Annotated in this window: 25 protein-coding genes; 1 reads left to right on the forward strand and 24 read right to left on the reverse strand. The window is 43.9% G+C overall.

What is annotated here, in order from left to right; genetic code table 11:
• Window positions 1–8 precede the first annotated feature (8 nt).
• The 14 genes from urtB to NSU16_RS18345 all read right to left on the reverse strand — a co-directional run bounded on the left by urtB (window position 9) and on the right by NSU16_RS18345 (window position 12,624).
• On the reverse strand, window positions 9–911 hold the full coding sequence (gene urtB, locus NSU16_RS18280; protein ID WP_339191689.1) for an urea ABC transporter permease subunit UrtB: 903 nt from the start codon (window positions 909–911) through the stop codon (window positions 9–11).
• A gap of 32 nt (window positions 912–943) precedes the next feature.
• Complete coding sequence (gene urtA, locus NSU16_RS18285) at window positions 944–2,200, reverse strand: urea ABC transporter substrate-binding protein (RefSeq protein WP_339191690.1); 1,257 nt, start codon at window positions 2,198–2,200, stop codon at window positions 944–946.
• 199 nt (window positions 2,201–2,399) lie between these two features.
• The gene (locus tag NSU16_RS18290; protein ID WP_026014623.1) at window positions 2,400–2,588 is read right to left on the reverse strand and encodes a CsbD family protein; all 189 of its coding nucleotides are present in this window, start codon (window positions 2,586–2,588) and stop codon (window positions 2,400–2,402) included.
• A 73-nt stretch (window positions 2,589–2,661) separates the two neighbouring features.
• On the reverse strand, window positions 2,662–3,141 hold the full coding sequence (locus NSU16_RS18295; RefSeq protein ID WP_168748964.1) for a hypothetical protein: 480 nt from the start codon (window positions 3,139–3,141) through the stop codon (window positions 2,662–2,664).
• 178 nt (window positions 3,142–3,319) lie between these two features.
• Window positions 3,320–4,453: a tetratricopeptide repeat protein gene (locus NSU16_RS18300; protein WP_229149848.1), complete on the reverse strand. Its 1,134-nt coding sequence runs from the start codon at window positions 4,451–4,453 to the stop codon at window positions 3,320–3,322.
• Window positions 4,454–4,655: 202 nt separating this feature from the next.
• Window positions 4,656–5,681, reverse strand: coding sequence for a GTP 3',8-cyclase MoaA (gene moaA / locus NSU16_RS18305; protein WP_339191691.1), 1,026 nt, complete (start codon window positions 5,679–5,681; stop codon window positions 4,656–4,658).
• A 13-nt stretch (window positions 5,682–5,694) separates the two neighbouring features.
• Window positions 5,695–6,483 carry a formate dehydrogenase accessory sulfurtransferase FdhD gene (gene fdhD / locus NSU16_RS18310; protein WP_229149851.1) on the reverse strand — a complete coding sequence of 263 codons (789 nt, stop codon included), beginning with the start codon at window positions 6,481–6,483 and terminating at the stop codon, window positions 5,695–5,697.
• Between the two features lie 100 nt (window positions 6,484–6,583).
• Window positions 6,584–6,745 (reverse strand): hypothetical protein, encoded by a 162-nt coding sequence (locus NSU16_RS18315; RefSeq protein WP_010332220.1) that lies wholly within the window; start codon window positions 6,743–6,745, stop codon window positions 6,584–6,586.
• Window positions 6,746–6,835: 90 nt separating this feature from the next.
• Window positions 6,836–7,510 (reverse strand): VWA domain-containing protein, encoded by a 675-nt coding sequence (locus tag NSU16_RS18320; RefSeq protein ID WP_010332221.1) that lies wholly within the window; start codon window positions 7,508–7,510, stop codon window positions 6,836–6,838.
• A gap of 323 nt (window positions 7,511–7,833) precedes the next feature.
• On the reverse strand, window positions 7,834–8,517 hold the full coding sequence (locus NSU16_RS18325; RefSeq protein ID WP_010332222.1) for a VWA domain-containing protein: 684 nt from the start codon (window positions 8,515–8,517) through the stop codon (window positions 7,834–7,836).
• Window positions 8,518–8,941: 424 nt separating this feature from the next.
• Window positions 8,942–9,973: a stage II sporulation protein D gene (gene spoIID / locus NSU16_RS18330; protein WP_010332223.1), complete on the reverse strand. Its 1,032-nt coding sequence runs from the start codon at window positions 9,971–9,973 to the stop codon at window positions 8,942–8,944.
• 193 nt (window positions 9,974–10,166) lie between these two features.
• Window positions 10,167–11,477 (reverse strand): UDP-N-acetylglucosamine 1-carboxyvinyltransferase, encoded by a 1,311-nt coding sequence (murA, locus tag NSU16_RS18335; protein ID WP_010332224.1) that lies wholly within the window; start codon window positions 11,475–11,477, stop codon window positions 10,167–10,169.
• 33 nt (window positions 11,478–11,510) lie between these two features.
• Entirely contained in the window at window positions 11,511–12,251 is a 741-nt protein-coding gene (locus NSU16_RS18340; RefSeq protein WP_168748969.1) for a YwmB family TATA-box binding protein, read from the reverse strand.
• Window positions 12,252–12,393: 142 nt separating this feature from the next.
• Window positions 12,394–12,624 (reverse strand): DUF1146 family protein, encoded by a 231-nt coding sequence (locus tag NSU16_RS18345; protein ID WP_010332226.1) that lies wholly within the window; start codon window positions 12,622–12,624, stop codon window positions 12,394–12,396.
• A gap of 177 nt (window positions 12,625–12,801) precedes the next feature.
• On the opposite strand from NSU16_RS18345, the gene NSU16_RS18350 reads away from it, so the two are divergent.
• Window positions 12,802–13,275: a hypothetical protein gene (locus NSU16_RS18350; protein WP_010332227.1), complete on the forward strand. Its 474-nt coding sequence runs from the start codon at window positions 12,802–12,804 to the stop codon at window positions 13,273–13,275.
• 34 nt (window positions 13,276–13,309) lie between these two features.
• Here the strand turns inward: NSU16_RS18350 and NSU16_RS18355 are convergent, their stop codons facing one another.
• From NSU16_RS18355 to upp, 10 genes are all read right to left on the reverse strand, one after another.
• Window positions 13,310–13,708 carry a F0F1 ATP synthase subunit epsilon gene (locus NSU16_RS18355; protein ID WP_010332228.1) on the reverse strand — a complete coding sequence of 133 codons (399 nt, stop codon included), beginning with the start codon at window positions 13,706–13,708 and terminating at the stop codon, window positions 13,310–13,312.
• Window positions 13,709–13,731: 23 nt separating this feature from the next.
• On the reverse strand, window positions 13,732–15,153 hold the full coding sequence (gene atpD / locus NSU16_RS18360) for a F0F1 ATP synthase subunit beta (RefSeq protein WP_010332229.1): 1,422 nt from the start codon (window positions 15,151–15,153) through the stop codon (window positions 13,732–13,734).
• A 25-nt stretch (window positions 15,154–15,178) separates the two neighbouring features.
• Window positions 15,179–16,039 (reverse strand): ATP synthase F1 subunit gamma, encoded by an 861-nt coding sequence (atpG, locus tag NSU16_RS18365; protein ID WP_010332230.1) that lies wholly within the window; start codon window positions 16,037–16,039, stop codon window positions 15,179–15,181.
• A 76-nt stretch (window positions 16,040–16,115) separates the two neighbouring features.
• The gene (atpA, locus tag NSU16_RS18370) at window positions 16,116–17,624 is read right to left on the reverse strand and encodes a F0F1 ATP synthase subunit alpha (RefSeq protein WP_010332231.1); all 1,509 of its coding nucleotides are present in this window, start codon (window positions 17,622–17,624) and stop codon (window positions 16,116–16,118) included.
• A gap of 16 nt (window positions 17,625–17,640) precedes the next feature.
• Window positions 17,641–18,186 carry a F0F1 ATP synthase subunit delta gene (locus NSU16_RS18375; RefSeq protein ID WP_010332232.1) on the reverse strand — a complete coding sequence of 182 codons (546 nt, stop codon included), beginning with the start codon at window positions 18,184–18,186 and terminating at the stop codon, window positions 17,641–17,643.
• On the reverse strand, window positions 18,183–18,695 hold the full coding sequence (gene atpF / locus NSU16_RS18380) for a F0F1 ATP synthase subunit B (protein WP_105990810.1): 513 nt from the start codon (window positions 18,693–18,695) through the stop codon (window positions 18,183–18,185). The genes NSU16_RS18375 and atpF overlap by 4 nt, the downstream gene beginning before the upstream one ends.
• A 162-nt stretch (window positions 18,696–18,857) precedes the next feature.
• Window positions 18,858–19,070: a F0F1 ATP synthase subunit C gene (gene atpE / locus NSU16_RS18385; protein ID WP_003151167.1), complete on the reverse strand. Its 213-nt coding sequence runs from the start codon at window positions 19,068–19,070 to the stop codon at window positions 18,858–18,860.
• Window positions 19,071–19,115: 45 nt separating this feature from the next.
• Window positions 19,116–19,850 (reverse strand): F0F1 ATP synthase subunit A, encoded by a 735-nt coding sequence (atpB, locus tag NSU16_RS18390; RefSeq protein WP_010332234.1) that lies wholly within the window; start codon window positions 19,848–19,850, stop codon window positions 19,116–19,118.
• A gap of 7 nt (window positions 19,851–19,857) precedes the next feature.
• Entirely contained in the window at window positions 19,858–20,241 is a 384-nt protein-coding gene (atpI, locus tag NSU16_RS18395; protein ID WP_010332235.1) for an ATP synthase subunit I, read from the reverse strand.
• 420 nt (window positions 20,242–20,661) lie between these two features.
• Window positions 20,662–21,291, reverse strand: a complete 630-nt coding sequence (gene upp / locus NSU16_RS18400) for a uracil phosphoribosyltransferase (RefSeq protein WP_010332236.1) — start codon at window positions 21,289–21,291, stop codon at window positions 20,662–20,664.
• Window positions 21,292–21,372 lie beyond the last annotated feature (81 nt).

A 21,372-nucleotide genomic window follows, 5' to 3' on the forward strand; every position in this document is an offset into this window, starting at 1 on the left:
GGCACCCCCTAATCAAGTAATCTCGTTCTGACGCTTGCGAGACCCGAAGGCCGCCATTGCAGAAAGAGAATAATAAATGCAAACACCACAACCTTGGCTATGGTGGCGCTTGCCGAATACTCCACAAATGTACTGAGTAATCCCACCAGCACAGCCCCAATAATCGTCCCTTTTAATTTTCCGATACCGCCTAAAATGACGATCATAAAAGCATCGACCAGATAGGACGAACCGAGAGTAGGCCCGATTGACCCCAGCAATGTGAGTGAGCTCCCCGCAATACCGGCCAGCCCGCTTCCGAGCGCGAAAGCCAATGTATCTGTTTTTCTCACAGATACACCAAGACATGATGCCATGCTCCGATTCAGCGTAACAGCCTGCATCCGCCGTCCCGCAGAGGTTCTAAACAAATAGAATCCGAGCAGCGCCAGTGTAAAAAGAACGAGCGCCAAAATAAACAGCCTTTTATACGGAAAGGTAACGGAAAACAGTGTTACTCCTCCCGTCAGCCATTCAGGAGACTTGACGGCCACATTTGGTGCGCCAAAAATCGATCTGGCCGCCTGCTGCAGGATCAAGCTTACCCCCCATGTTGCCAAAAGGCTGTCGAGCGGACGGTCATACAACCGCCTGACAATCACCTTTTCAATAACAATTCCAATAAACGCCGCAACCGCAAATGCCATGATAATAGCAATTAAAAAATAGTAAGAAAACAAAGAAGCCGGCAAATAGCTTAAAAACAGCTGCTGAACGACATATGTCGTATATGCCCCCACCATTATCAGCTCACCGTGCGCCATATTGATAATGTTCATCAAACCGAATGTAACGGCCAATCCAATCGCAATGAGAATCAAAATAGAACCGAGACTGATTCCGTTAAACAATTGCGTTACGATGACAGACATTTTCCGCCTCCTCTCCCGCAAACGGCTTTGATTTATTTAGATAACCCCTTTGCCCAGTCGTACGTTTTTAAATACGGATCAGGTTTTACCGGATCACCTGAGTTCCATACTTCTTTAAACTGTCCATCCCCCGTGATTTGCCCGATTCTCACTGTTTTGTAAAGATGCTGTGTATCCCCATCGATTTTCACTGTGCCGCCCGGGGCCTTGAATGCAATCCCGTCAGCTGCTTTCTTCACTTTATCGATATCAAAGGACTTGGCTTTTTCAACAGCCGCTGCCCAGAGATACACCGCATTATAACCGGCTTCAATCGGATCGCTCGTCACCCGGCTATCGCCGTTCATCTTTTTATAATGCTTCACGAATGTCTGATTTTCGTTTGTATTGGTTGTCTGGAAGTAATTCCACACCGCATAATGCCCTTTTAGCACATCAGGACCGATCCCCCGAATTTCTTCCTCTGCGACACTCGCCGACATGACAGGAATTTCATCAGCTGTCACACCCGCATCTATCAGCTGCTTAAAAAATGCCACATTGCTGTCGCCGTTTAATGTGTTAAAAATAACATCCGGCTGCTTTTCATTGATTTTGCTGACCAGCGTACTGTAATTCGTGTGGCCGAGCGGCGTATACTCTTCATCGACAATTTCTCCCCCAGCGGCTTTCACTTGCGCTTTAATGATTTTATTGGCTGTTCTCGGAAACACATAATCAGAGCCGATCAGAAAGAATGTCTTGCCTTTATTCTTCAGCAGCCAATCAACAGCCGGCACGATTTGCTGGTTTGTCGTTGCTCCGGTATAAAACATATTTGGTGATGACTCCATGCCTTCGTATTGCACCGGATAAAACAGCAGCCCGTTATTTTGCTCCACAACCGGGAGCATCGCTTTGCGGCTCGCTGATGTCCATCCTCCGAAAACAGCCGCCGCTTTGTCCTGCTGAAGCAGCTTTCTCATTTTTTCGGCATATGTAGGCCAGTCAGAAGCCCCGTCCTCCACGACAGGTTCAAGCTTTTTGCCGAGAACGCCGCCTTTTTGGTTGATTTCATGAATAGCCAGCAGCTCTGCATCATGAACGGATACCTCGCTGATTGCCATTGTCCCGCTTAATGAGTGAAGTATCCCAATCTTCACTGCATCCCCGCTTGTGTCAATATCAACTGTTTTTTTCGCCTCCCCGCTGGCTTCCGACACTTTTTTCGGCGCCGCACATCCCGTGATCAGAATCGTGATAAAAACCATCAGAAAGAAAGCCAGTATTCTAACCCCTTTGCTTTTCATTCACAACCTCCTTTGTCTGATTGAGTCAACTGATGTTATAAAAGTTAACAACTTATGTCATTTATTATATAGAACAGGCGCATTACTTTAAAGAATATTTAAAAAATTTAGATACTTTAACCAAATCGATTTCCTTTTTTGTCATATTTATTCACATAAAAAAAGGCAAGAAACATTGTTTCTTGCCTTGCCGCTCTGATTAATTTTTATCTGTGAATGTATCCTTTGCTTTACCGATATCTTTTTGGACCTCGCCTTTTGCCTTATCTTTTTTGCCTTCAGCCTTCATATCCGTTTTGTCGGTCATATCTCCAACTTTATCCTTCACTTCTCCCTTGGCTTTATTTAAGCCGCCTTTCATTTTATCTTTTACACTATCGTTACCCATGTGTAATTCTCTCCCTTCATTTATGTGTGTACTTGTTACCTTCCCGATCTGAGCAGCGGTAAACATTTGAATATTATTTATCGATTTCATAACGCTCTCCGTAACGGAGCACCTTGTAGAGCGCCAGCCCGTCAGATGATTTATTTTCTGAGTAACGGACCGGCAGCAGGGCAAAAAACACATAATACGTAGAAAAGTAGACAAACTGATAAAAAAACACATTTGGCTTCAATACACTGTGTATAATGAGCAAATTCACTGCGAAAATGGTGATTAAGTTAAACAGGCAGCCTCCGGCATAAACAAGTGCGTGTGTGAATCGGTTGTCGATCTTCAGTTCGCCGTACCGGCAAAACGAATCCATAAAATAAATGGTTCTGACCTGTATCGGCCCGATCCTGAAAAGTTTTTTGCCCATCCCGATATCCAATGAACCCTTCCCGCCAAAAATAAAAGCCATAAAGCTGTGCCCGGCAACATGTATAATAGATACAAGCGGCAGAACGATGAGGAAAGACCACAGAAACTTCACCATATCATCAAATCCAAACATTGAATTCCTCCTCACGCTTGTCATAAACAACGCATTTCCCGTTTCACAAAATCGCGGCTAACCATCCGTTTGTGTTTCAAAACAGTATGTAGCGATTTTTCCTGTTCTCCACGGAAATAAACGTCCCGATGCTCCCCTTTTTTTGTATATAAAAAAACCATCTGGCGTCAGATGGTTTTTACACTTGATATAAACAGTCTTCCTTCTGGATCAGCGCTCTCATGCTGACCGCTTTTTCATAGAAAAACACCGCATCTTGATAGTTTTCGTGAAGGCTGGAATATGCAGCTGCATCCAGAGCAAATTCCTCAATATACACATACAGGGACTTGGCCTCCATATAATCAAATACCTCTTGAATCATACCCATGTTAACGGATTCCACATATAGAGCCTGCAGAAATTTATATTTTTCCAGACTGAAGCTGTCGTTTCGTTTTCGGGCGATGGCAATCCCTTTTTCATAATAATGCATAGCCGCTTGTTCAGCTTGTTTTTTGAAGAGAACACGCGTTAAGCTGAACAGCGCTTTCGGGAGCTGCTCCAGCTGATGCTCCTCAAAGACGGGCAGCGCTTTTTCAAAGTAGGCAGCCGCCTGATCCAGCTCTCCTTTTTCATCATAACAGTTCCCCATGTTGTAGAGGGCTGATCCGATCAAGCGGGGCTGTCCTTCCAATAAAGCCAAACGATAAGCGTCATCGAGATGCTCAAGCGCTTTTTCATAATTTCTGTAGTCTATATAGTTTCCCGAAATGACAAAGTGGCATTGAATTCTTCTCACCCTGTAAAAATCATGAGCCTTGTAGGTCTCAAGCGCCTGTATCGCATGATTCATAGAAAAGTGGGTCTGCTTCATAATATAAAATACTTCCGCTACTTTAAAATGAAATTCCGCTCTTTCAATATCATCCTCTACAAACGCAAGCATTTTCTCAGCTTTTCGATAGAAAGATATGGCTGAGATGTAATTGTTCTGTTCAAATTCATACATCCCTCTGAACAAATGAAAATAATACTCAGATAATCCCGAGATGCTGTCCTTGCTGCTTTCCAGCCTCTCGATTAATTCACGATATTGGAGCTGAGATTCCTCGTGCAGGTCGGGCTTTACATAATCAAGCATAATTTGATGACGGTAGCTGATCAGCTGATAGTACAACAGAAGCAGCTGATCCTCTTCCATATGTTCTATATCATGATCAATCTCTTCCTTCAGCTGAACGGCATCAGCCACTTGAAATGCTAAAATGTGCTTATACCACTGATTGATTTTAACTCCTACTTGAGATGACGGGATCTCGTAAGCGGCCATGCCTCTCCAACCCTTTCTATGAACTAGTGGTTATATTTTATCATATTGTATGGCTTTGGAATTAAAATTCCTTCCAGTGATTCCTTCTTTTTGCCTATCCTTATATCTTTCGGTTTATGAACGGATTTTTTGCACTTTTTGCGCATTACAGTTTTTGACACAAAAAAAGCTTACCGGACTTAGCCGATAAGCTTTTATCATATTAACCGCCGATATAAGACATTTCCACTTTCTTTTTCCCCGCTGTTTTTGAAAGCGTCCGGTCAACTGAATATTGGTCTATCCGATTCTGCCATACTGTGCCGATCATCTCTGTCAGCTCGCCATCACTTAATCCCTGCCGAACCGGCGCTCTGAGGTCATATCCGCTTGAAGCGAATAGGCAAGTAAACAATTCACCGCGCGCAGACAGGCGGGCCCTGTTACACGAGCCGCAGAACGCATCAGATACAGAAGAAATCACACCGATTTCACCAGAGCCGTCCAAGTAGCGGAATCTTGAAGCAACTTCCCCTTTATAGTTAGGCTTAATCGGTTCAACCGGCATGTGTTCATTGATTACATCAATGATTTCCGCCTTTGTCATGACATCTTTCTTTTCCCATTGGTTGGTGTTGCCGACGTCCATAAATTCGATGAATCTCAGGATATGCCCATTTTCTTTAAAATAGCGCGCCATAGGCAGTATATCTTTTTCATTGACGCCCCTTTGGACAACCATGTTGATTTTAACGCCGAGCCCCGCTTGTTTCGCCGCTTCAATGCCTTCAAGCACCTTACTGACAGAAACCCCTCGCCCGTTGATCAATTTAAAGCGTTCGTCCTCTAATGAATCGAGACTGATGGTAACCCTTTTCAAGCCGGCTTCTTTGAGTTTCTCAGCATAAACAGGCAGCAGCGACCCGTTTGTCGTCATCGCAATATCACGGAGACCCGGAATGCGGGCCAGTTTTTTGATTAATTCAGGCATGTCTTTTCTCATAAGCGGTTCTCCGCCGGTCAAGCGGATTTTTTCCACCCCAAACCTGGTGACAAACAGCGTCGCAAGCCGTTCCAATTCCTCAAATGAAAGCAGCTCTTCTTTCTTTAAAAAAGGATAATCCGGGCCAAATAATTCGGCTGGCATACAGTACGTGCATCGGAAGTTGCAGCGGTCTGTAACAGAAATGCGAAGATCTCTGAGCGGTCTGTTCTTTTTATCTAACATCTGGCGAGATTCTGTATTCATTGCGCAGCCCCTCCTATCCCCAAATTCTTTCGGGATGTGTATATACATTAAAAGATCCGTTTCTCACAAAACCGATCGCTGTGATATTTAATTCTTCTGCCATTTGAATCGCAAGCTCTGTCGGAGCCGATTTTGAAATCACAATCGACACGCCGATTTTTGCCGCTTTTAACAGCACTTCTGATGAGATTCTCCCGCTGAAGACAATCAGTTTATCGCGGACGGACATCCCATTCAGCAGACAATGTCCGTATAATTTATCAAGCGCGTTGTGACGGCCGATATCTGTGCGCATCAAAAGCACTTTCTCCGTATCGCAAAGCGCCGCGTTATGCACGCCTCCCGTCTCCTGAAACGTCCCGCTTTCTTTTTGCATATCCTTCATAAGCGCCAAACAAGTTTCAGGCGAAATCTTGATTTGACTGACAGCCGTCTTGGCGGTTTTGACATCCTGCTGAAAATAAAAATGGCGACCCTTTCCGCAGCACGAGCCGATCACCCGTTTCGTATATTCCTGTTGATCCAATGTCCCAGGATGAACAAGATCGACATACACAAAACCGAGACTTTCATCTATTGTAAACCTTTTAATCTCTTTTTGAAATCGAATAACGCCCTCAGATGCGAGAAATCCGATGACGAGCTCTTTGATATGCTCCGGCGTGCAAACGAGCGTGACAAACTCACTGCCGTTCACCATCACCGTCAACGGATATTCCGTCACCATCCGGTCGGTTTGCCTGCTCATTTCCCCTTGTTCATAACGCCATATCTCCCTGACCGCAGTTACTTTATCATTCAATGTCTCTTCCCCTCCGCAATGTTCCTGCCTTTATATTTTTTCACACTCCTCAGATTTTGTCGAATCCTGTTATAAAAAAAAGAGCCCATTCTAAAGGACTCTACGTTTGGTTATGCTGATTCTTTTTCAGGATCATAAACAGCACAAGAGCTGCGATCAAAGTGAGCATACTGACAAAAAAGAAAGCTGCCAGTTTCAGAAAAACACCGAGCAATATGAAAACTACGGCCGCTATAAGAAATATCAATCCTAACAATCTCATGTTTTCAACCCCTTTTACCGGTATCATTCCCGCAGGCACTGTTTTTAAACCAATAGAAAAAGGCGCCTGGGGGAGCGCCTTTTCATTGGGTTAATCCGTAAATTTTTGTGCTTCTTTTTCCCAGGCCTGCTCGAATTCTTCCGCACTGTCTGCTGAAATATATTCTCCGCCGCCAGCAACAGCCGCCTGTTTCATTTCCGCGTTTCCTTTCACATCAAAGTTGAAGCCGATAATGTTTACAATCGTATCTACATTTGCTTCACGAAGCTTTTCAATTTCATCAGCAGGATTTCCGCCGCATGTTTCTTCGCCGTCAGTAATTAAATACACCACGTTTTTCCCGTCTGCATCAAACGCTTCAAATTCTTTTCTAGTATCAGAAAGCGCTTTGGCAATTGGCGTCCAGCCGGTCGGTTTGATGCCGCTTAATGAATGGTCAAAGAGCGTTCCTTCATATGGATGGAGGCCGTAAATCGTTTCTGTTGTGCTGCATGAAAGAGCCTTTCCGGAAAGTTTATTGTTTCCGGCATGTCCAAAGACACGAAGCATCAGATTTGTATCCTCAGGAAGCAGCTCGGCAAAAGACTTTACAGATTTTTTGGCAATGTCTATCTTTCGTTCTCCTCCTGTTTTTTGAACCATACTTCCGCTTCCATCAAACAGGACAGCTACATTCGTGTCGGCTTTTTTCTCAGCGGCAAAAGACGGGGACGCAATGGAGACAGTCAACAGTCCAATCATACTTGCAGTCAGTAATTTTTTCATGTTCAACTTCCTTTCTTTATCATATTTTCCAACGTCTTGTTGGATTCTTCTTAATGCTAGAATATGAAACCTCAAATTGATATAGGGCAAGCTGCCTTTTATCTCCCTTTTACTCTCTATTCAAAATCCTGGGAACCTCAATCGTTTTTAGCCATTTCCACCCAAAAAATATAGAAAGAATGTGACACCGTTCATTCTTTTTTCTCCGTGATCAGGAGAGAAAAGCTGAAATCTGCTACTATGCTACAGGCGGGCAGCTGCTTACTTTTGAACGTTTTGTTAAAAACAAAAAAGAGGCTGACCTTTCAGCCTCTTCTTTTTTCTTATTTAGATAACATCAGAGATTGCTGAGTGAAAATTTTCTCAACATCTTTTTGTGTATAAGCAGGGAAATATTCTCCGCCGCCAACTTTAGCAATTGCGTTCAGCTGGCCTTTATACCCTTCTTTATAGTCAAATCCAATTACATTTACTGTGATGTTGTCTTTATGAAGTTCTCTTGCTGTTTTGATCGGGTTGCCGCCGCATGTTTCCTCACCGTCTGTTAGCAGATAAACGACTTTTTCTCCTTTTGCATCAAGCTGATCGAAAGAAGATTTCGCCTCGTTCAGCGCTTTTGCGATCGGTGTCCAGCCAGTCGGCCCGATTGTGTTAAGAGAATTGAGGAAGCTCTGTTCGTTAAAGCTTTGGAAGCCGTATACGTTTCGAATCGCTTCGCATGATTGAACTTTTCCGGAATTTTTATTGTTTCCTTCTGAACCAAACACACTCATTTTCACTTGAGTGTCTGCAGGCAGTGAGCTTGCAAACTTTGAAATTTCTTTTTTGGCTGAATTAAATTTAGATACACCGTCTATTCTTTTCGCCATGCTTCCGCTGGCATCAAGCAAAACCGCCACGCTTGCCGGAGCTTCAGCCTTCGGTTCTGTTTTTTCAGCAGCAAAAGCAGGTGACGTCAGTCCAAATAGCAATCCTGTCATCATGATCAGTGAAAATCTTTTTTTCATGTTCTTGCCCCTTTTCAAGTTTGTTTCTGCGTGCAGATGTTCAACGCTGAACATATCTAATCGTAATCGACAAAAACAGAGAAATAAATAGGGCGGGCTTCCCCATTGCCTCTGTTTACTTTTGCATAGAAATCTTTGTTTTTATTAGTGATTTCCGCCTAACAGCAGGATGAAAAATCATGATTGTCAGCCTTTCGCCTTTCGTTATATGAGTCTGTCGAAGTCAGTCGATCAATGTGGATTTCTTTACCACAAGCTCAGTGCCAGCAAATATGAAAAAGGAACTGATTCCCTCATCCTCATATAGACTATAAAATACGCAGAAGGCCTTTAGGCGGTCTTTAGCCGCTTTTAAATGGAAATGGGCTTAGAAACAGAATATGCGCTTATAAACGGCAAAAAAGACGCTTTATGAAGCGTCCTTTTATTTCTTCGCCATATATTTATTCAAAAACGAATCAGCGGTTGAAATCTGTGTTCCTTGATAATAATACTTCACAATCTCATCAACTGTTTTGCCCTCTTTGGCCATAAAATTAGCTCCATACTGGCTCATTCCCACACCGTGGCCAAAGCCTTTCGTGGTAATGGTAATGGTGTCTCCATTTCGTTTCCATTCAAAATCAGCTGAATTAAGGCCAAGCTTTTCGCGTATGTCCCTTCCTTTCAGCTTCTTGCCGTTAATGACGGCTGTTGCCACCTGATGGCCCGGTGTTTCTCCGGTGATCTCTCCGACAGTATTTGACCCATTCAGCTGGACGCCAAGCTTTTGTTCAAATTGTGCCACTGTAAAGGTTCTGGTGGCCTTATACTTCGGAGATTTTTTATCCCAAGAGCTTTTGACGCTTTTTAAATAAGGAATGGCACTTGTCCAATATGCTTCCGCATTTTCTGTATAACCGTTGCTTGTGGAGAAAAAGGAGGCTTCAATCGGCTGGTTGTTGTACGTTAAGATTTTGCCTTGCGTACTGGCAACCGCATCTGTGATTCTTTTCAGCTTTGCTTCATAATCCGCGCCCCACTGTTTCTTCAGCTCAGGTTTGCTTTTGTACACCTGGAACATCTGAGTATCATCGACCAGCGAGCCTTTAGGGGCCTCTACTGCGGAATTTGAGACCATCAGCCTGACAATAAACGTTCTTGCGGCGAGAGCCTGAGCCTTCAGCGCTTCAGGTTCAAAGGTAGCCGGCATTTCGGAGGCGACGACTCCGATGACATACTCTTCAAGCGGAATATCTTCTACGGATTGATTGGCGGTTCGATAGACTGGGATAGAAACAGGCGAAGCTTTCAATGTTTCCGCTCCTTTAGATTCTTGTATCGTATTGACTGCTGTCTTTCCTGATTCTCCTCTGGCCCCCGCTTCCTTATTATGCTGAAACGGAATCACTAAGAGTGTGGGGACCAAGAGAATCAATGCACATAGTATGGATAGTGTGATTGCGAATTGTTTCATATTTAGCTGCCTCCTGCTCGGGATTCGACTCTAGTCTAGTCTATGGGCAGGGACAAGCTAATATGACTCTCCTTTTGGACAGAAACTTTATTTGTCATTTACGTATTCTTTTTTGCTATTTTGCGCATAATGATGATAATACACTAAAAATAAAAAACCAGTATGCCAGAATGACATACTGATTTTTAATCCTTTATGCGTTTAAGTCTGAGACTACTTCTTTGCTTTCTTGCTCAGAAGCAGACTCATCGTTTACACGTTCGATGTCTGCGCCAAGACCGGCAAGCTTCTGATGGAAATCAACATAACCGCGGTCTAAGTGTTTCAGTTCAGTAACACGTGTATGACCTTCAGCCACTAACCCCGCAAGAATCAACGCTGCGCCTGCACGCAAGTCAGTAGCTGCAACTTCAGCTCCTTGAAGCTGTACAGGGCCGTTAATAATCACAGAACGTCCTTCAATCTTGATATCACCATTCATACGGCGGAATTCTTCCGCGTGCATAAAACGGTTTTCAAAAACAGTTTCTGTAATCATGCTTGTGCCGCTTGCACGAAGCAGAAGCGCCATCATTTGTGACTGCATATCAGTCGGGAATCCCGGATGAGGCATTGTTTTAATGTCAATCGGTTTCAATTCTTTCGGACCGATTACACGAAGGCCTTCTCCTTCATCCTTAATCGTAACACCCATTTCTTCCATTTTTGCGATTAAAGAAGTGAGATGTTCAGGTACTGCTCCTTTAACTAAAACATTTCCTTCAGTGATTGCAGCGGCAACCATAAATGTGCCCGCTTCAATACGGTCAGGTATAATATGGTGTCTTACGCCGTGAAGCTTATCGACTCCTTCAATTTTGATGGTGCCGGTGCCCGCTCCGCGGATTTTTCCGCCCATGCCGTTGATATAGTTTGCTAAATCAACGATTTCAGGCTCTTTCGCCACGTTCTCAAGCGTTGTTGTTCCTTCAGCTAAAGCAGCTGCCATAATCAGGTTTTCTGTTGCTCCCACACTTGGGAAATCCAGATAGATCTTTGCGCCTTGCAGACGGCCTTTTACTTCAGCTTCAATGAAGCCATTACCGACTTTAATTTCTGCGCCCATTGCTTCAAAACCTTTTAAATGCTGGTCTATTGGTCTAGATCCAATTGCGCATCCGCCCGGAAGCGCTACTCTTGCATGACCTGTACGCGCTAGAAGCGGTCCCATGACAAGCACAGACGCACGCATTTTACGCACATATTCAAAAGGTGCTTCAGTTTGCAAAGCGTATGAAGCATCTACAGTGACTTCATTATTCTCAAAATGCACATCTGCTCCTAAATGACGCAACACTTCATTAATTGTATATACATCGGAGAGCGTAGGTACATCACAAATTACGCTTTTTTCTTCACTTGCTAATAAAGATGCAGCGATAACTGGTAAAACAGCATTTTTAGCGCCTTCAACTTTGACTGTGCCGTTTAACTTTTGACCGCCGCGGACGATGATTTTTTCCAAGGTATTCCCCTCCGCGTCCCTAAATTCTCTATATTAATATTCAGTCGTAACGATTGGTGTGCCAACCGTAACGATATGTTTTCCGCCCATTCCTGCACTTCTAAGTGCAATTTGCAAATTCATTTTATGTTTTGAGGTCATGATAGACTCTTTCCACTCATCTGTATACGCAGAAATAGAAACGAAACTTGGCTCGACTACATGTTCAACAGATCTTGCTTGAAATTCATTTAATAACTGATTTGCTTTTTTTTGCAAAACAATATTCATATTATCATCTAAGTGACCATTTAGACAAGTAAAAATAACTACTTTTTCTTGGAATATCCCGAGTGCCTGCCGTTCAAACTGTTCATATGTATCATTCCAGCTAATCGGTGTCTCAAGACTCATTTGCTCATATAATAAATACGAAGTTGGGTTGTGTTTTTTGAGGGTTGTGACAAGCTGCAGTTTAAAAGAAGTATGATTTTTTTTGTCAGTATACGTGCCAATGGCCTTTACTATTGAATCTTCCTGTGCAAGTGCCCAATTATATTGACGATACTCTGATTTTAAACGTTGCACTTTTTTATAAAATTCTTTTTCGTTCAGAGACATATTTTGTTTTGCATGCAATGTCCACTTATCAATTGACACATTCTGGCGTTCCATTCCCTGTGCAATTTGAGCTAATGGCGTTAACTCACTCGCATGAATCGTATGGAAAACAGCAATGACGAAGCTTAACACAACAGATACAATAATAGCATGGCTTACTTGTTTTTTCTTCATTATGATCTCTCCCCCTAATCTCCAGTTTTACCGGAGGCAAGGGGCGCCATACGTGGAAATCTTCGTCAAAACTCGCGTTATTCCAGGAAGCGTCTTAACCCGCTTCCCCAGCCATTCCCATGTTTTCGGCAATCAAAACCTATCAAAATAAATAGGGAAGCTGCTGTGAATAATTAAGGTAATCTAAAAAGAAGTTTCCGACAGTCGTTCCGATTGCAATGGTCAGCAAAATCATCAGGAGTCTTGCCTGCACGACTTTGCCTTTTCTGATTAACGGATCAATATTGACGGCTTGCAGCGCCCACCAAGTAACCGCGATAAAAATCAAGTGAACGATAATGCCAATTGCAGCCTGCTGTCCCAATACGCTCATCTATCCGCACTCCTTTCATCCATTCTCCGCTTTATACCCTTTCTTATTATATAAGAAGAAGAGATAAAGATGATACATTTTATACAGAACGGAATATTCATCCAAAACTAGGGCTAATCTCCGCTTAAACAGCGGCTCTTTTGCATGGTATACTTTTTTGGAAAGGAGCTGGCAATTATGAATCATTCTTTTTTTCAGCCTGAAAAGCAATATGGTGAGGACTTGCCTGTATTTGAGCAGGAATGGGAAGCAATTGCATTCTATTATGATTATAGACAGTCACAGATTGAAGAACTGAATGAATTGTGTCAGTTTTATAACATTTCTCTCACCCATACGAGAGAAAGCCTAGAAGAGCTTGAAAATCTTTATTTTCAAAGTATACAAGAGCTTTTGCTTGCTGATTGGAATCTTCCTATTGAAGAATTCGAGAAGATGATCAGTGTTTATCTTATAGATTGTGTGATTGCCCACCACGAAGATGCTGAATGGATCGTAAAGCCTTATCCGTATACAGACGGGGCTTATACAATGGGCTTTAGAAGAAACCGTAAATCATGGCATACCGTGAATTGCTGTGACCGGTTATACTTGCGTCAAAAAGAGAGTCAGCCGCTGCTGTCACTGTTTGATTCTCTTGTGCAGTCATAAAAAAAATCCTTCTCATTAAGAGAAGGATTTTTTATTATTTCCCTGCTACATCCAATCTGTTCAAAGCCCGCTGTAATGCAAGCTCAGCCCGACGAATGTCAGTATCATCTGATTGAGAATTCAAACGCTCCTGCGCCCGCTGACGTGCAGCTTCAGCGCGCTCTTTATCGATGCCTTCCGCTGTCTCAGCAGTTTGGGCAAGGATGGTCACCTGATCAGGACGGACTTCTATAAATCCGCCGCTGACGGCAACCAATTCAGTCTGTCCGTCTTTTTTCAGACGAACAGCACCAATTTTAAGAGGAGCCACGGTTGGAATATGACCTGGCAAAATACCGAGATCGCCGCTTTCGGCTCTCACACTCACCATTTCGATATTCGCATCGTATACTGGGCCGTCGGGAGTAACGATATTGACTTGAACGGTCTTCATGCTTTTACCCTCCTAGGACCAGTTTAAACTTCTACACCCATTTCTTTTGCTTTCTCAATAACTTCTTCGATACGGCCTACAAGACGGAACGCATCTTCAGGAAGATGGTCGTATTTGCCGGCTAAGATTTCTTTGAAACCTTGAACCGTTTCTTTTACAGGCACGTAAGAACCTTTTTGGCCAGTGAACTGTTCAGCCACGTGGAAGTTTTGAGAAAGGAAGAACTGAATGCGGCGTGCGCGTTGAACGATAAGTTTATCTTCGTCACTCAATTCATCCATACCGAGAATCGCAATGATATCCTGAAGCTCTTTGTAACGCTGAAGCGTTGATTGAACTTCACGGGCAACCGCATAATGCTCTTCTCCGACAATTTCTGGAGCAAGGGCGCGTGATGTAGAAGCCAACGGATCAACCGCAGGGTAGATACCCATTTCAGTTAACTTACGCTCAAGGTTTGTTGTCGCATCCAAGTGAGCGAACGTCGTTGCCGGCGCCGGGTCAGTGTAGTCATCGGCAGGCACGTAGATCGCCTGGATAGATGTAACGGATCCAACGTTTGTAGACGTGATACGCTCTTGAAGCTGACCCATTTCAGTTGCAAGCGTCGGCTGATAACCAACCGCGGAAGGCATACGGCCGAGAAGGGCAGAAACCTCTGAACCCGCTTGTGTGAAACGGAAGATGTTATCGATGAAGAACAGTACGTCCTGTCCTTGCTCATCACGGAAATGCTCAGCCATTGTAAGACCTGTCAGTGCAACACGCATACGTGCGCCCGGCGGCTCGTTCATTTGTCCGAATACCATGGCTGTTTTGTTGATTACGCCAGAGTCGCTCATCTCGTAGAAAAGGTCGTTCCCTTCACGAGTACGCTCTCCTACGCCGGCGAATACAGAGATACCGCCGTGCTCTTGCGCGATGTTGTTGATCAATTCCTGGATTAATACGGTTTTACCTACACCGGCACCGCCGAACAATCCGATCTTACCGCCCTTGATGTATGGAGCAAGCAAGTCAACAACTTTAATTCCTGTTTCAAGGATTTCAACTTCTGTTGAAAGCTGATCAAATGAAGGAGCCTGTCTGTGAATCGGATCCTTCTTCGCATCCGCAGGAACCGGCTCATTTAAATCAATATTTTCTCCGAGTACGTTAAATACACGGCCGAGTGTCACATTACCAACCGGAACTGAAATCGGCGCTCCCGTATCGACAGCTTCCATTCCGCGCTGCACACCATCCGTAGATGCCATTGCGATTGTACGGACTGTGTCATCGCCTAAATGAAGAGCGACCTCAAGCGTCAAATCAATACCTACTTCGTTTTCACTTCCAGCCGGCTGTGAAATTTTAATCGCATTATATATTTCAGGTAAGTGACCATCTTCAAAACGTACGTCGACAACTGGCCCTAATACCTGGCTAACGCGTCCTTTCTTCATCGCTATCCCTCCTGACAAAATCTTTCTATTCTAAAGCGGCTGCTCCGCCGACAATTTCCGTAATTTCTTGTGTAATCGCTGCTTGGCGAGCGCGGTTGTAAGAAAGCGAAAGTGAATCGATAAGATCCTTCGCATTGTCTGTCGCGTTTTTCATCGCCGTCATTCTCGCAGCATGTTCACTTGCTTTACTGTCAAGAAGCGCACCGAAGATTAAGCTTTCTGCGTATTGAGGAAGCAAAACCTCCAGAACCTCCTCTTCAGACGGTTCAAATTCATAAGAAGCCGTTCTTTTTCCGCCGCCGCCCAAATCAGATAGCGGCAGAAGTTTTTTCTCCGTCACTTCTTGAGAAATGGCGCTGACATAATGGTTATATACAAGATGCAATTCATCAAATGCACCGTCTATAAACATTTGAATCGTTTGACGGGCAAGGTCCTTAATTTCTGAAAACGACACTTCGTCTCCAAGTCCTGTTAACTCGGAAATGATCGGAATATCGCGTTTTTTAAAGAAATCACGGCCCACTCGTCCGATAACGATCACTGCATACTCATCCTTAGACTGATGACGTTCTTGAATGGCCTGATAAGCACTCCGTAAAACCGAACTGTTAAAAGCGCCAGCAAGACCGCGATCAGATGTAATGACGAGGTATGCCGTCTTTTTCACTTCTCTGCTGAGAAGCATCGGATGTTTCGCGCTACCGGATACTTTTCCGACATTTGATACAACCTCTTGGATCTTATCCATATATGGCACAAATGATTTTGCGTTGTTTTCAGCACGATTCAGCTTAGCTGCAGATACCATCTGCATGGCTTTTGTAATCTGGCTCGTTTTTTTCGTTGACGTGATCCTTGACTTAATATCGCGTAATGAGGCCAAAGATTTCACCACCTTTTCTCTTCATTTGCGTAAAAAGAGAGAAAAAGAGAACCTTTTTCTCTCATCAGCATTCGAGTTAGTTGCTTGGTGCAAATGTGCGTTTGAAGCCTTCGATTGCAGCTGCGAAGTCTTCATCAGCAGGAAGGTTCCCTGTTTTTGCAATTCCGTCAAGCAGTTCTTTATGGTTTTGGTCAAGGTACATGTAGTACTCTTCTTCAAAACGTCTGATGTCCGCTACAGGAATATCATCAAGATATCCTTTTGTCAGCGCATAAAGAATGGCTACCTGTTTTTCAACCGGAAGCGGCTTGTTCAGATCCTGCTTCAGCACTTCAACTGTACGCGCACCGCGGTTCAATTTCGCCTGAGTCGCTTGGTCGAGGTCAGATCCGAATTGAGCGAATGCTTCCAGCTCACGGTATGATGCAAGATCAAGACGCAATGTTCCTGATACTTTTTTCATCGCTTTGATTTGCGCGGAACCGCCGACACGTGATACAGACAATCCGGCGTTGATCGCTGGGCGTACGCCTGAGAAGAACAAATCAGATTGCAGGAAGATCTGTCCGTCAGTGATGGAAATAACGTTTGTCGGGATATACGCTGAGATATCTCCGGCTTGAGTTTCTACGAACGGCAGAGCTGTAATTGATCCTGCGCCTTTCGCGTCGCTAAGCTTTGCTGCACGCTCAAGCAGACGGGAATGAAGATAGAATACATCCCCCGGGAACGCTTCACGGCCTGGCGGACGGCGAAGAAGCAAGGACAGCTCACGATAAGCAGCCGCTTGTTTAGAAAGATCATCGTATACAACAAGAACGTGCTTGCCATTGTACATAAATTCTTCTGCCATTGTAACCCCTGCATACGGAGCAAGGTACAGAAGCGGAGCCGGCTGTGACGCAGACGCCGTTACAACAATTGTATAATCAAGCGCGCCGTGCTTACGCAATGTTTCAACTACGCCGCGGACTGTAGATTCTTTTTGACCAATCGCTACATATACGCAGATCATGTCTTGGCCTTTTTGGTTTAAGATCGAATCGATTGCAACAGATGTTTTACCTGTTTGACGGTCACCGATGATCAGCTCACGCTGGCCGCGGCCGATTGGAATCAGTGCATCAATTGCTTTAATACCAGTTTGAAGCGGTTCATGAACGGATTTACGGTCCATAACACCAGGTGCCTGGCTTTCAATCGGACGTGTTTTGCTTGTGAGGATCGGGCCAAGACCGTCTACCGGCTGACCTAACGGGTTCACAATACGGCCGATTAACTCTTCACCGACAGGAACCTCCATGATGCGGCCTGTTCTTTTTACTTCGTCCCCTTCACGGATCTCTGTGTAAGGTCCTAAGATAACGATACCTACGTTTGATTCTTCAAGGTTTTGAGCCATACCCAAAACGCCGTTTGAAAATTCAACAAGTTCACCGGCCATACAGTTGTCAAGACCGTGTACACGAGCAATACCGTCACCGACTTGGATGACTGTACCTACGTCATGAACTTCAATTTCAGATTGATAATTTTGTATTTGCTGTTTTATCAGCGTGCTAATCTCTTCAGCTTTGATGCTCACTTAGGTTTCACCCCTTCTATCGATTTTCCCCGGCAAGTTGACGTTCAATGCGATGAAGCTTTCCGCTTACGCTGCCGTCAAAAATCCGGTTTCCAATGCGGACTTTAATGCCGCCTATTAAATCCGTCTGCACTTCATTTCTGATTCTCAGTGAAGCGACTCCGGCTTTTTTTGCAAACACTTGTGATAATGAAGAAATTTCCGCATCCGTCAGTGGTTTAACTGAATATACAATTGCGTCTTCTGTTTGACGGGCCTCGTTTGCGAGTTTCACAAACTCATCTGTGAGATCAGGCACAATTGTTGCCCGATGACGGTCAATCAAAAGAAAAATCGTATGAAGCACGGACTGTGATAAAGATCCAAAAGCGTTTTGGATGAGCTCTTTTTTCTTTGCGCCCGGCACCTTCGGATGGTTTAACACATCATTTAGCGCTTTTTCATTTTGAAATACTTCTTTTACAACTTTTAGCTCTTCTTCTACCTGGTTGAGCTGAGAGGACTCATTGGCAATATCGAAAAGAGCTGATGCATATCGTTTAGAGACAGCTGATCCACTCATCGGCTTTCTCCTACCTCTTTAAGATAGTCCTGGATCAATTTCTCTTGAGCTTGTTCATCCAGTTCTTTTTCGATTACTTTCGACGCAATCATGACAGAAAGAGACGCTACTTGCTCACGGAGAGCAGAAACCGCCTGTTCTTTTTCCTTGACGATTTCAGTTCTGGCTGCTTCTTTCAGACGTTCAGATTCTGCACGCGCAGCCTGAATAATCTCTTCTTTTTGGTTCTCTCCCAGTTTCTTCGCGTTTTCGATAAGCGTTTGGGATTCCTGTCTTGCTTCTTTTAACAGAGCGCGCTGCTCATCAATCAGCTGCTGCGCTTCTTTATTTTTTTCTTCAGCAGACGTAATTTCTCCAGCGATATGATCTTCACGCTGTTTCATTATGTTTAATAGCGGTCCTAAAGCGTATTTCTTCAGAAGCGCTAATAAAATTAACATAGCTAACAGTTGGAACAGGATATCTCCGCCGTTAAACGACAGTCCTAGTTCAAGTGGTAATTGAGACATCTACTACGGCAACTCCCTTCTGCAGGTTTTTCTTTGCTGATCCAGCAGCCGCACTTGTCTCTTTTCAGCCGGCAAGGCGGGATGCTTATCAGACATAAAGCAATGGCGAAGGTTCTCTTGGAATGATCTTCGCCATTTTTAGTTCATATAAGGCTTTTATGCTTAGCCAAAGAACGCTAAGAATGCGATAACGACAGCGATAATAGGAAGGGCCTCAACTAATGCGATACCCATGAACATAAGAGTTCTAAGTTCTTTACCTGCCTCCGGCTGACGGGCAATCCCCTCTACCGTACGTGAAACAATCAAACCGTTACCAATACCTGCACCAAGTGCGCCTAAACCAATTGCAATCGCAGCTGCTATTAAATTCATGAAAAAGTTCCTCCTTTAAAATGTTATCCGTTTGGATATAATGTTTTAATGATCATTACTGATTTTATGAGACATGTACACCATCGTCAGCATCGTAAAGATAAACGCCTGGATGGCACCTATAAATAAACTGAATGCCTGCCATGCCAGCATCGGCAGAATGGCGCCGATTGTACCGACAAGTCCGAGAACCACGCTTTGCGAATAGAAGCTTGTCGCTAATCCCGCAAGCAGGCCGAGAAGAATCTCACCGGCGAAGATGTTACCATAAAGCCGCAAACCGAGAGTCAGCGTATTTGCAAACTCTTCTATGATTTTCATCGGGAGCATGAACGGAACAGGTCTCAAATACTCCTTGGAATATTCCTTGAGCCCTTTCATCTTTACACCATAATAATGGGTTAAAGCGACAACCATTACGGCAAGCGTTAATGTAATGGCAGGATCGGCTGTCGGAGATTTCCACCAGAGCTCATGTCCGATTGTGACAGAGAACGGCAGCCCCAGCATATTCGACACAAATATGTACATCAGCAATGTGACACCAAGTGCCAAGAAGTTAGCCCCTGTTTTCAAATCCATTGTACTGCCGATAATATTGCGGACAAAATCAACAATCCATTCCATAAAGTTCTGGGCTTTTCCCGGACGGATCGAAAGCGTTCTTGTGGTAAGGATGGCAATCAATAACACGATCACACTCGCCACAGTAATCATCAGAATGTTTGTCAGATTAAAAGTAAGACCTAGTAATTCAATAGTTCTGTATTCATGATTCAAAGGGTTTTCACCTCTCTTCCATTGATGAACGTTTAAGCTGGATAAAGGAATCTATCATAATGACAGGATAAATTGTCATTAATCCAATAACTGTGCTTGCCATATGAAAATGCTCGGGATATTTATAGGCAACAGCCGCAGCAAGTATCGCATTGCACCACCGCGCTGCGCTCCCAAGGGATCGTATGGACTTGCCTTTCGCAACGGCCCTGTCAAAAGCATTCATTCTTCTGACGAGCAGTAAAAAATTAAACAAACTGAAAACAGTTCCCAGAATAAGGCCTAAAAAAACGGTTTTATACGCTGTTAAACCATAACCCAGTACATACGCTGCCAAAATGAACAATAGATATTTTCGTTGTCTGCTAAATTGTAGCTTGGGATCGTCCATCAACTATCTGTCTCCTGATGAAAAAATAATGTATTTCTTGGATACGGCAAAATCAGCGGTTAACCCTAGTAGAAGACCTTTTTTGTCCGGCAAAACGGGCCTGTTCGAAAAAATCATTCATCCGCAAGCCTTGCAGGGATGCTGTTTCATTCGCTTGAATAAATCCTCATAAAACGGGTTTTCTGGGAGGATTTACATTGGGGATGAGGACTATAATGAAAGCTATGAAAACCTTCTCATAATACCCTCGTTTAGCATACAATAGCCCCTAACATGTGTCAATCTGTTTAAAGTTAAAAAACTTTTTATACTGTAAGCCTCCACAGAATGTTCACATTTTCACCTATAATTGTATAGAGATTCACCGAATAGCAAATAACTGGATAATAAAAAAGAAAACCCGTTGGCGGGTTTTCTTTTTTATTTTGTTCCGAACATACGGTCTCCTGCATCTCCGAGACCCGGAACAATATAACCTTTTTCATTTAATTTTTCATCAAGCGCCGCTATGTAAATATCCACGTCAGAATGATGCTTCTGCAATTCTTCCACACCTTCAGGCGCAGCTACGAGACACATGAAACGGATGTTTTTCGCACCGCGTTTTTTGAGGCTGTTAATCGCTTCAACTGCGGAACCGCCTGTGGCCAGCATCGGGTCAACCACGATGAATTCACGCTCTTCCACATCAGAAGGAAGCTTCACATAGTATTCCACGGGTTTTAAGGTTTCAGGATCACGGTACAGTCCGACATGTCCCACTTTTGCCGCAGGGATCAGTTTTAAGATGCCTTCAACCATTCCTAAACCTGCTCTGAGAATAGGAACAACCCCCAGTTTTTTCCCTGAGATGACTTTCGATTTTGCAGCCTGAACCGGTGTGTTGATATCCACTTCCTCTAGAGGGAGATCACGGGTAATTTCAAACGCCATAAGCGTGGCTACTTCGTCTACAAGCTCTCTAAAATCCTTCGTGCCTGTCTCTACATTCCGAATATATGTCAGCTTGTGCTGAATTAAAGGATGATCAAATACATAAACCTTTCCCATACTGTGTTTCAGCTCCTTTTTTATTGTCCCATCGACAATTTCACACTTCTATTGATTCTACAAAAAAAGACATTGAGTTTC

It is taken from the genome of Bacillus sp. FSL K6-1003, from assembly GCF_037964945.1.
In the GTDB taxonomy this organism is placed as follows: Bacteria; Bacillota; Bacilli; order Bacillales; family Bacillaceae; genus Bacillus; species Bacillus mojavensis.

Bases quoted from the DNA above. Each gene is read 5' to 3' on its own strand.
- NSU16_RS18300 (WP_229149848.1), bottom strand. From the start codon at position 4,453: ATGGCCGCTTACGAGATCCCGTCATCTCAAGTAGGAGTTAAAATCAAT.
- NSU16_RS18295 (WP_168748964.1), bottom strand. From the start codon at position 3,141: ATGTTTGGATTTGATGATATGGTGAAGTTTCTGTGGTCTTTCCTCATC.
- urtA (WP_339191690.1), bottom strand. From the start codon at position 2,200: ATGAAAAGCAAAGGGGTTAGAATACTGGCTTTCTTTCTGATGGTTTTT.
- NSU16_RS18340 (WP_168748969.1), bottom strand. From the start codon at position 12,251: ATGAAGAAAAAACAAGTAAGCCATGCTATTATTGTATCTGTTGTGTTA.
- NSU16_RS18375 (WP_010332232.1), bottom strand. From the start codon at position 18,186: ATGAGTGGATCAGCTGTCTCTAAACGATATGCATCAGCTCTTTTCGAT.
- atpE (WP_003151167.1), bottom strand. From the start codon at position 19,070: ATGAATTTAATAGCAGCTGCGATTGCAATTGGTTTAGGCGCACTTGGT.
- NSU16_RS18320 (WP_010332221.1), bottom strand. From the start codon at position 7,510: ATGAAAAAATTACTGACTGCAAGTATGATTGGACTGTTGACTGTCTCC.
- NSU16_RS18355 (WP_010332228.1), bottom strand. From the start codon at position 13,708: ATGAAGACCGTTCAAGTCAATATCGTTACTCCCGACGGCCCAGTATAC.
- NSU16_RS18290 (WP_026014623.1), bottom strand. From the start codon at position 2,588: ATGGGTAACGATAGTGTAAAAGATAAAATGAAAGGCGGCTTAAATAAA.
- NSU16_RS18315 (WP_010332220.1), bottom strand. From the start codon at position 6,745: ATGAGATTGTTAGGATTGATATTTCTTATAGCGGCCGTAGTTTTCATA.
- NSU16_RS18345 (WP_010332226.1), bottom strand. From the start codon at position 12,624: ATGAGCGTATTGGGACAGCAGGCTGCAATTGGCATTATCGTTCACTTG.
- spoIID (WP_010332223.1), bottom strand. From the start codon at position 9,973: ATGAAACAATTCGCAATCACACTATCCATACTATGTGCATTGATTCTC.
- atpF (WP_105990810.1), bottom strand. From the start codon at position 18,695: ATGTCTCAATTACCACTTGAACTAGGACTGTCGTTTAACGGCGGAGAT.
- NSU16_RS18350 (WP_010332227.1), top strand. From the start codon at position 12,802: ATGAATCATTCTTTTTTTCAGCCTGAAAAGCAATATGGTGAGGACTTG.
- NSU16_RS18325 (WP_010332222.1), bottom strand. From the start codon at position 8,517: ATGAAAAAAAGATTTTCACTGATCATGATGACAGGATTGCTATTTGGA.
- atpI (WP_010332235.1), bottom strand. From the start codon at position 20,241: ATGGACGATCCCAAGCTACAATTTAGCAGACAACGAAAATATCTATTG.
- upp (WP_010332236.1), bottom strand. From the start codon at position 21,291: ATGGGAAAGGTTTATGTATTTGATCATCCTTTAATTCAGCACAAGCTG.
- moaA (WP_339191691.1), bottom strand. From the start codon at position 5,681: ATGAATACAGAATCTCGCCAGATGTTAGATAAAAAGAACAGACCGCTC.
- urtB (WP_339191689.1), bottom strand. From the start codon at position 911: ATGTCTGTCATCGTAACGCAATTGTTTAACGGAATCAGTCTCGGTTCT.
- atpD (WP_010332229.1), bottom strand. From the start codon at position 15,153: ATGAAGAAAGGACGCGTTAGCCAGGTATTAGGGCCAGTTGTCGACGTA.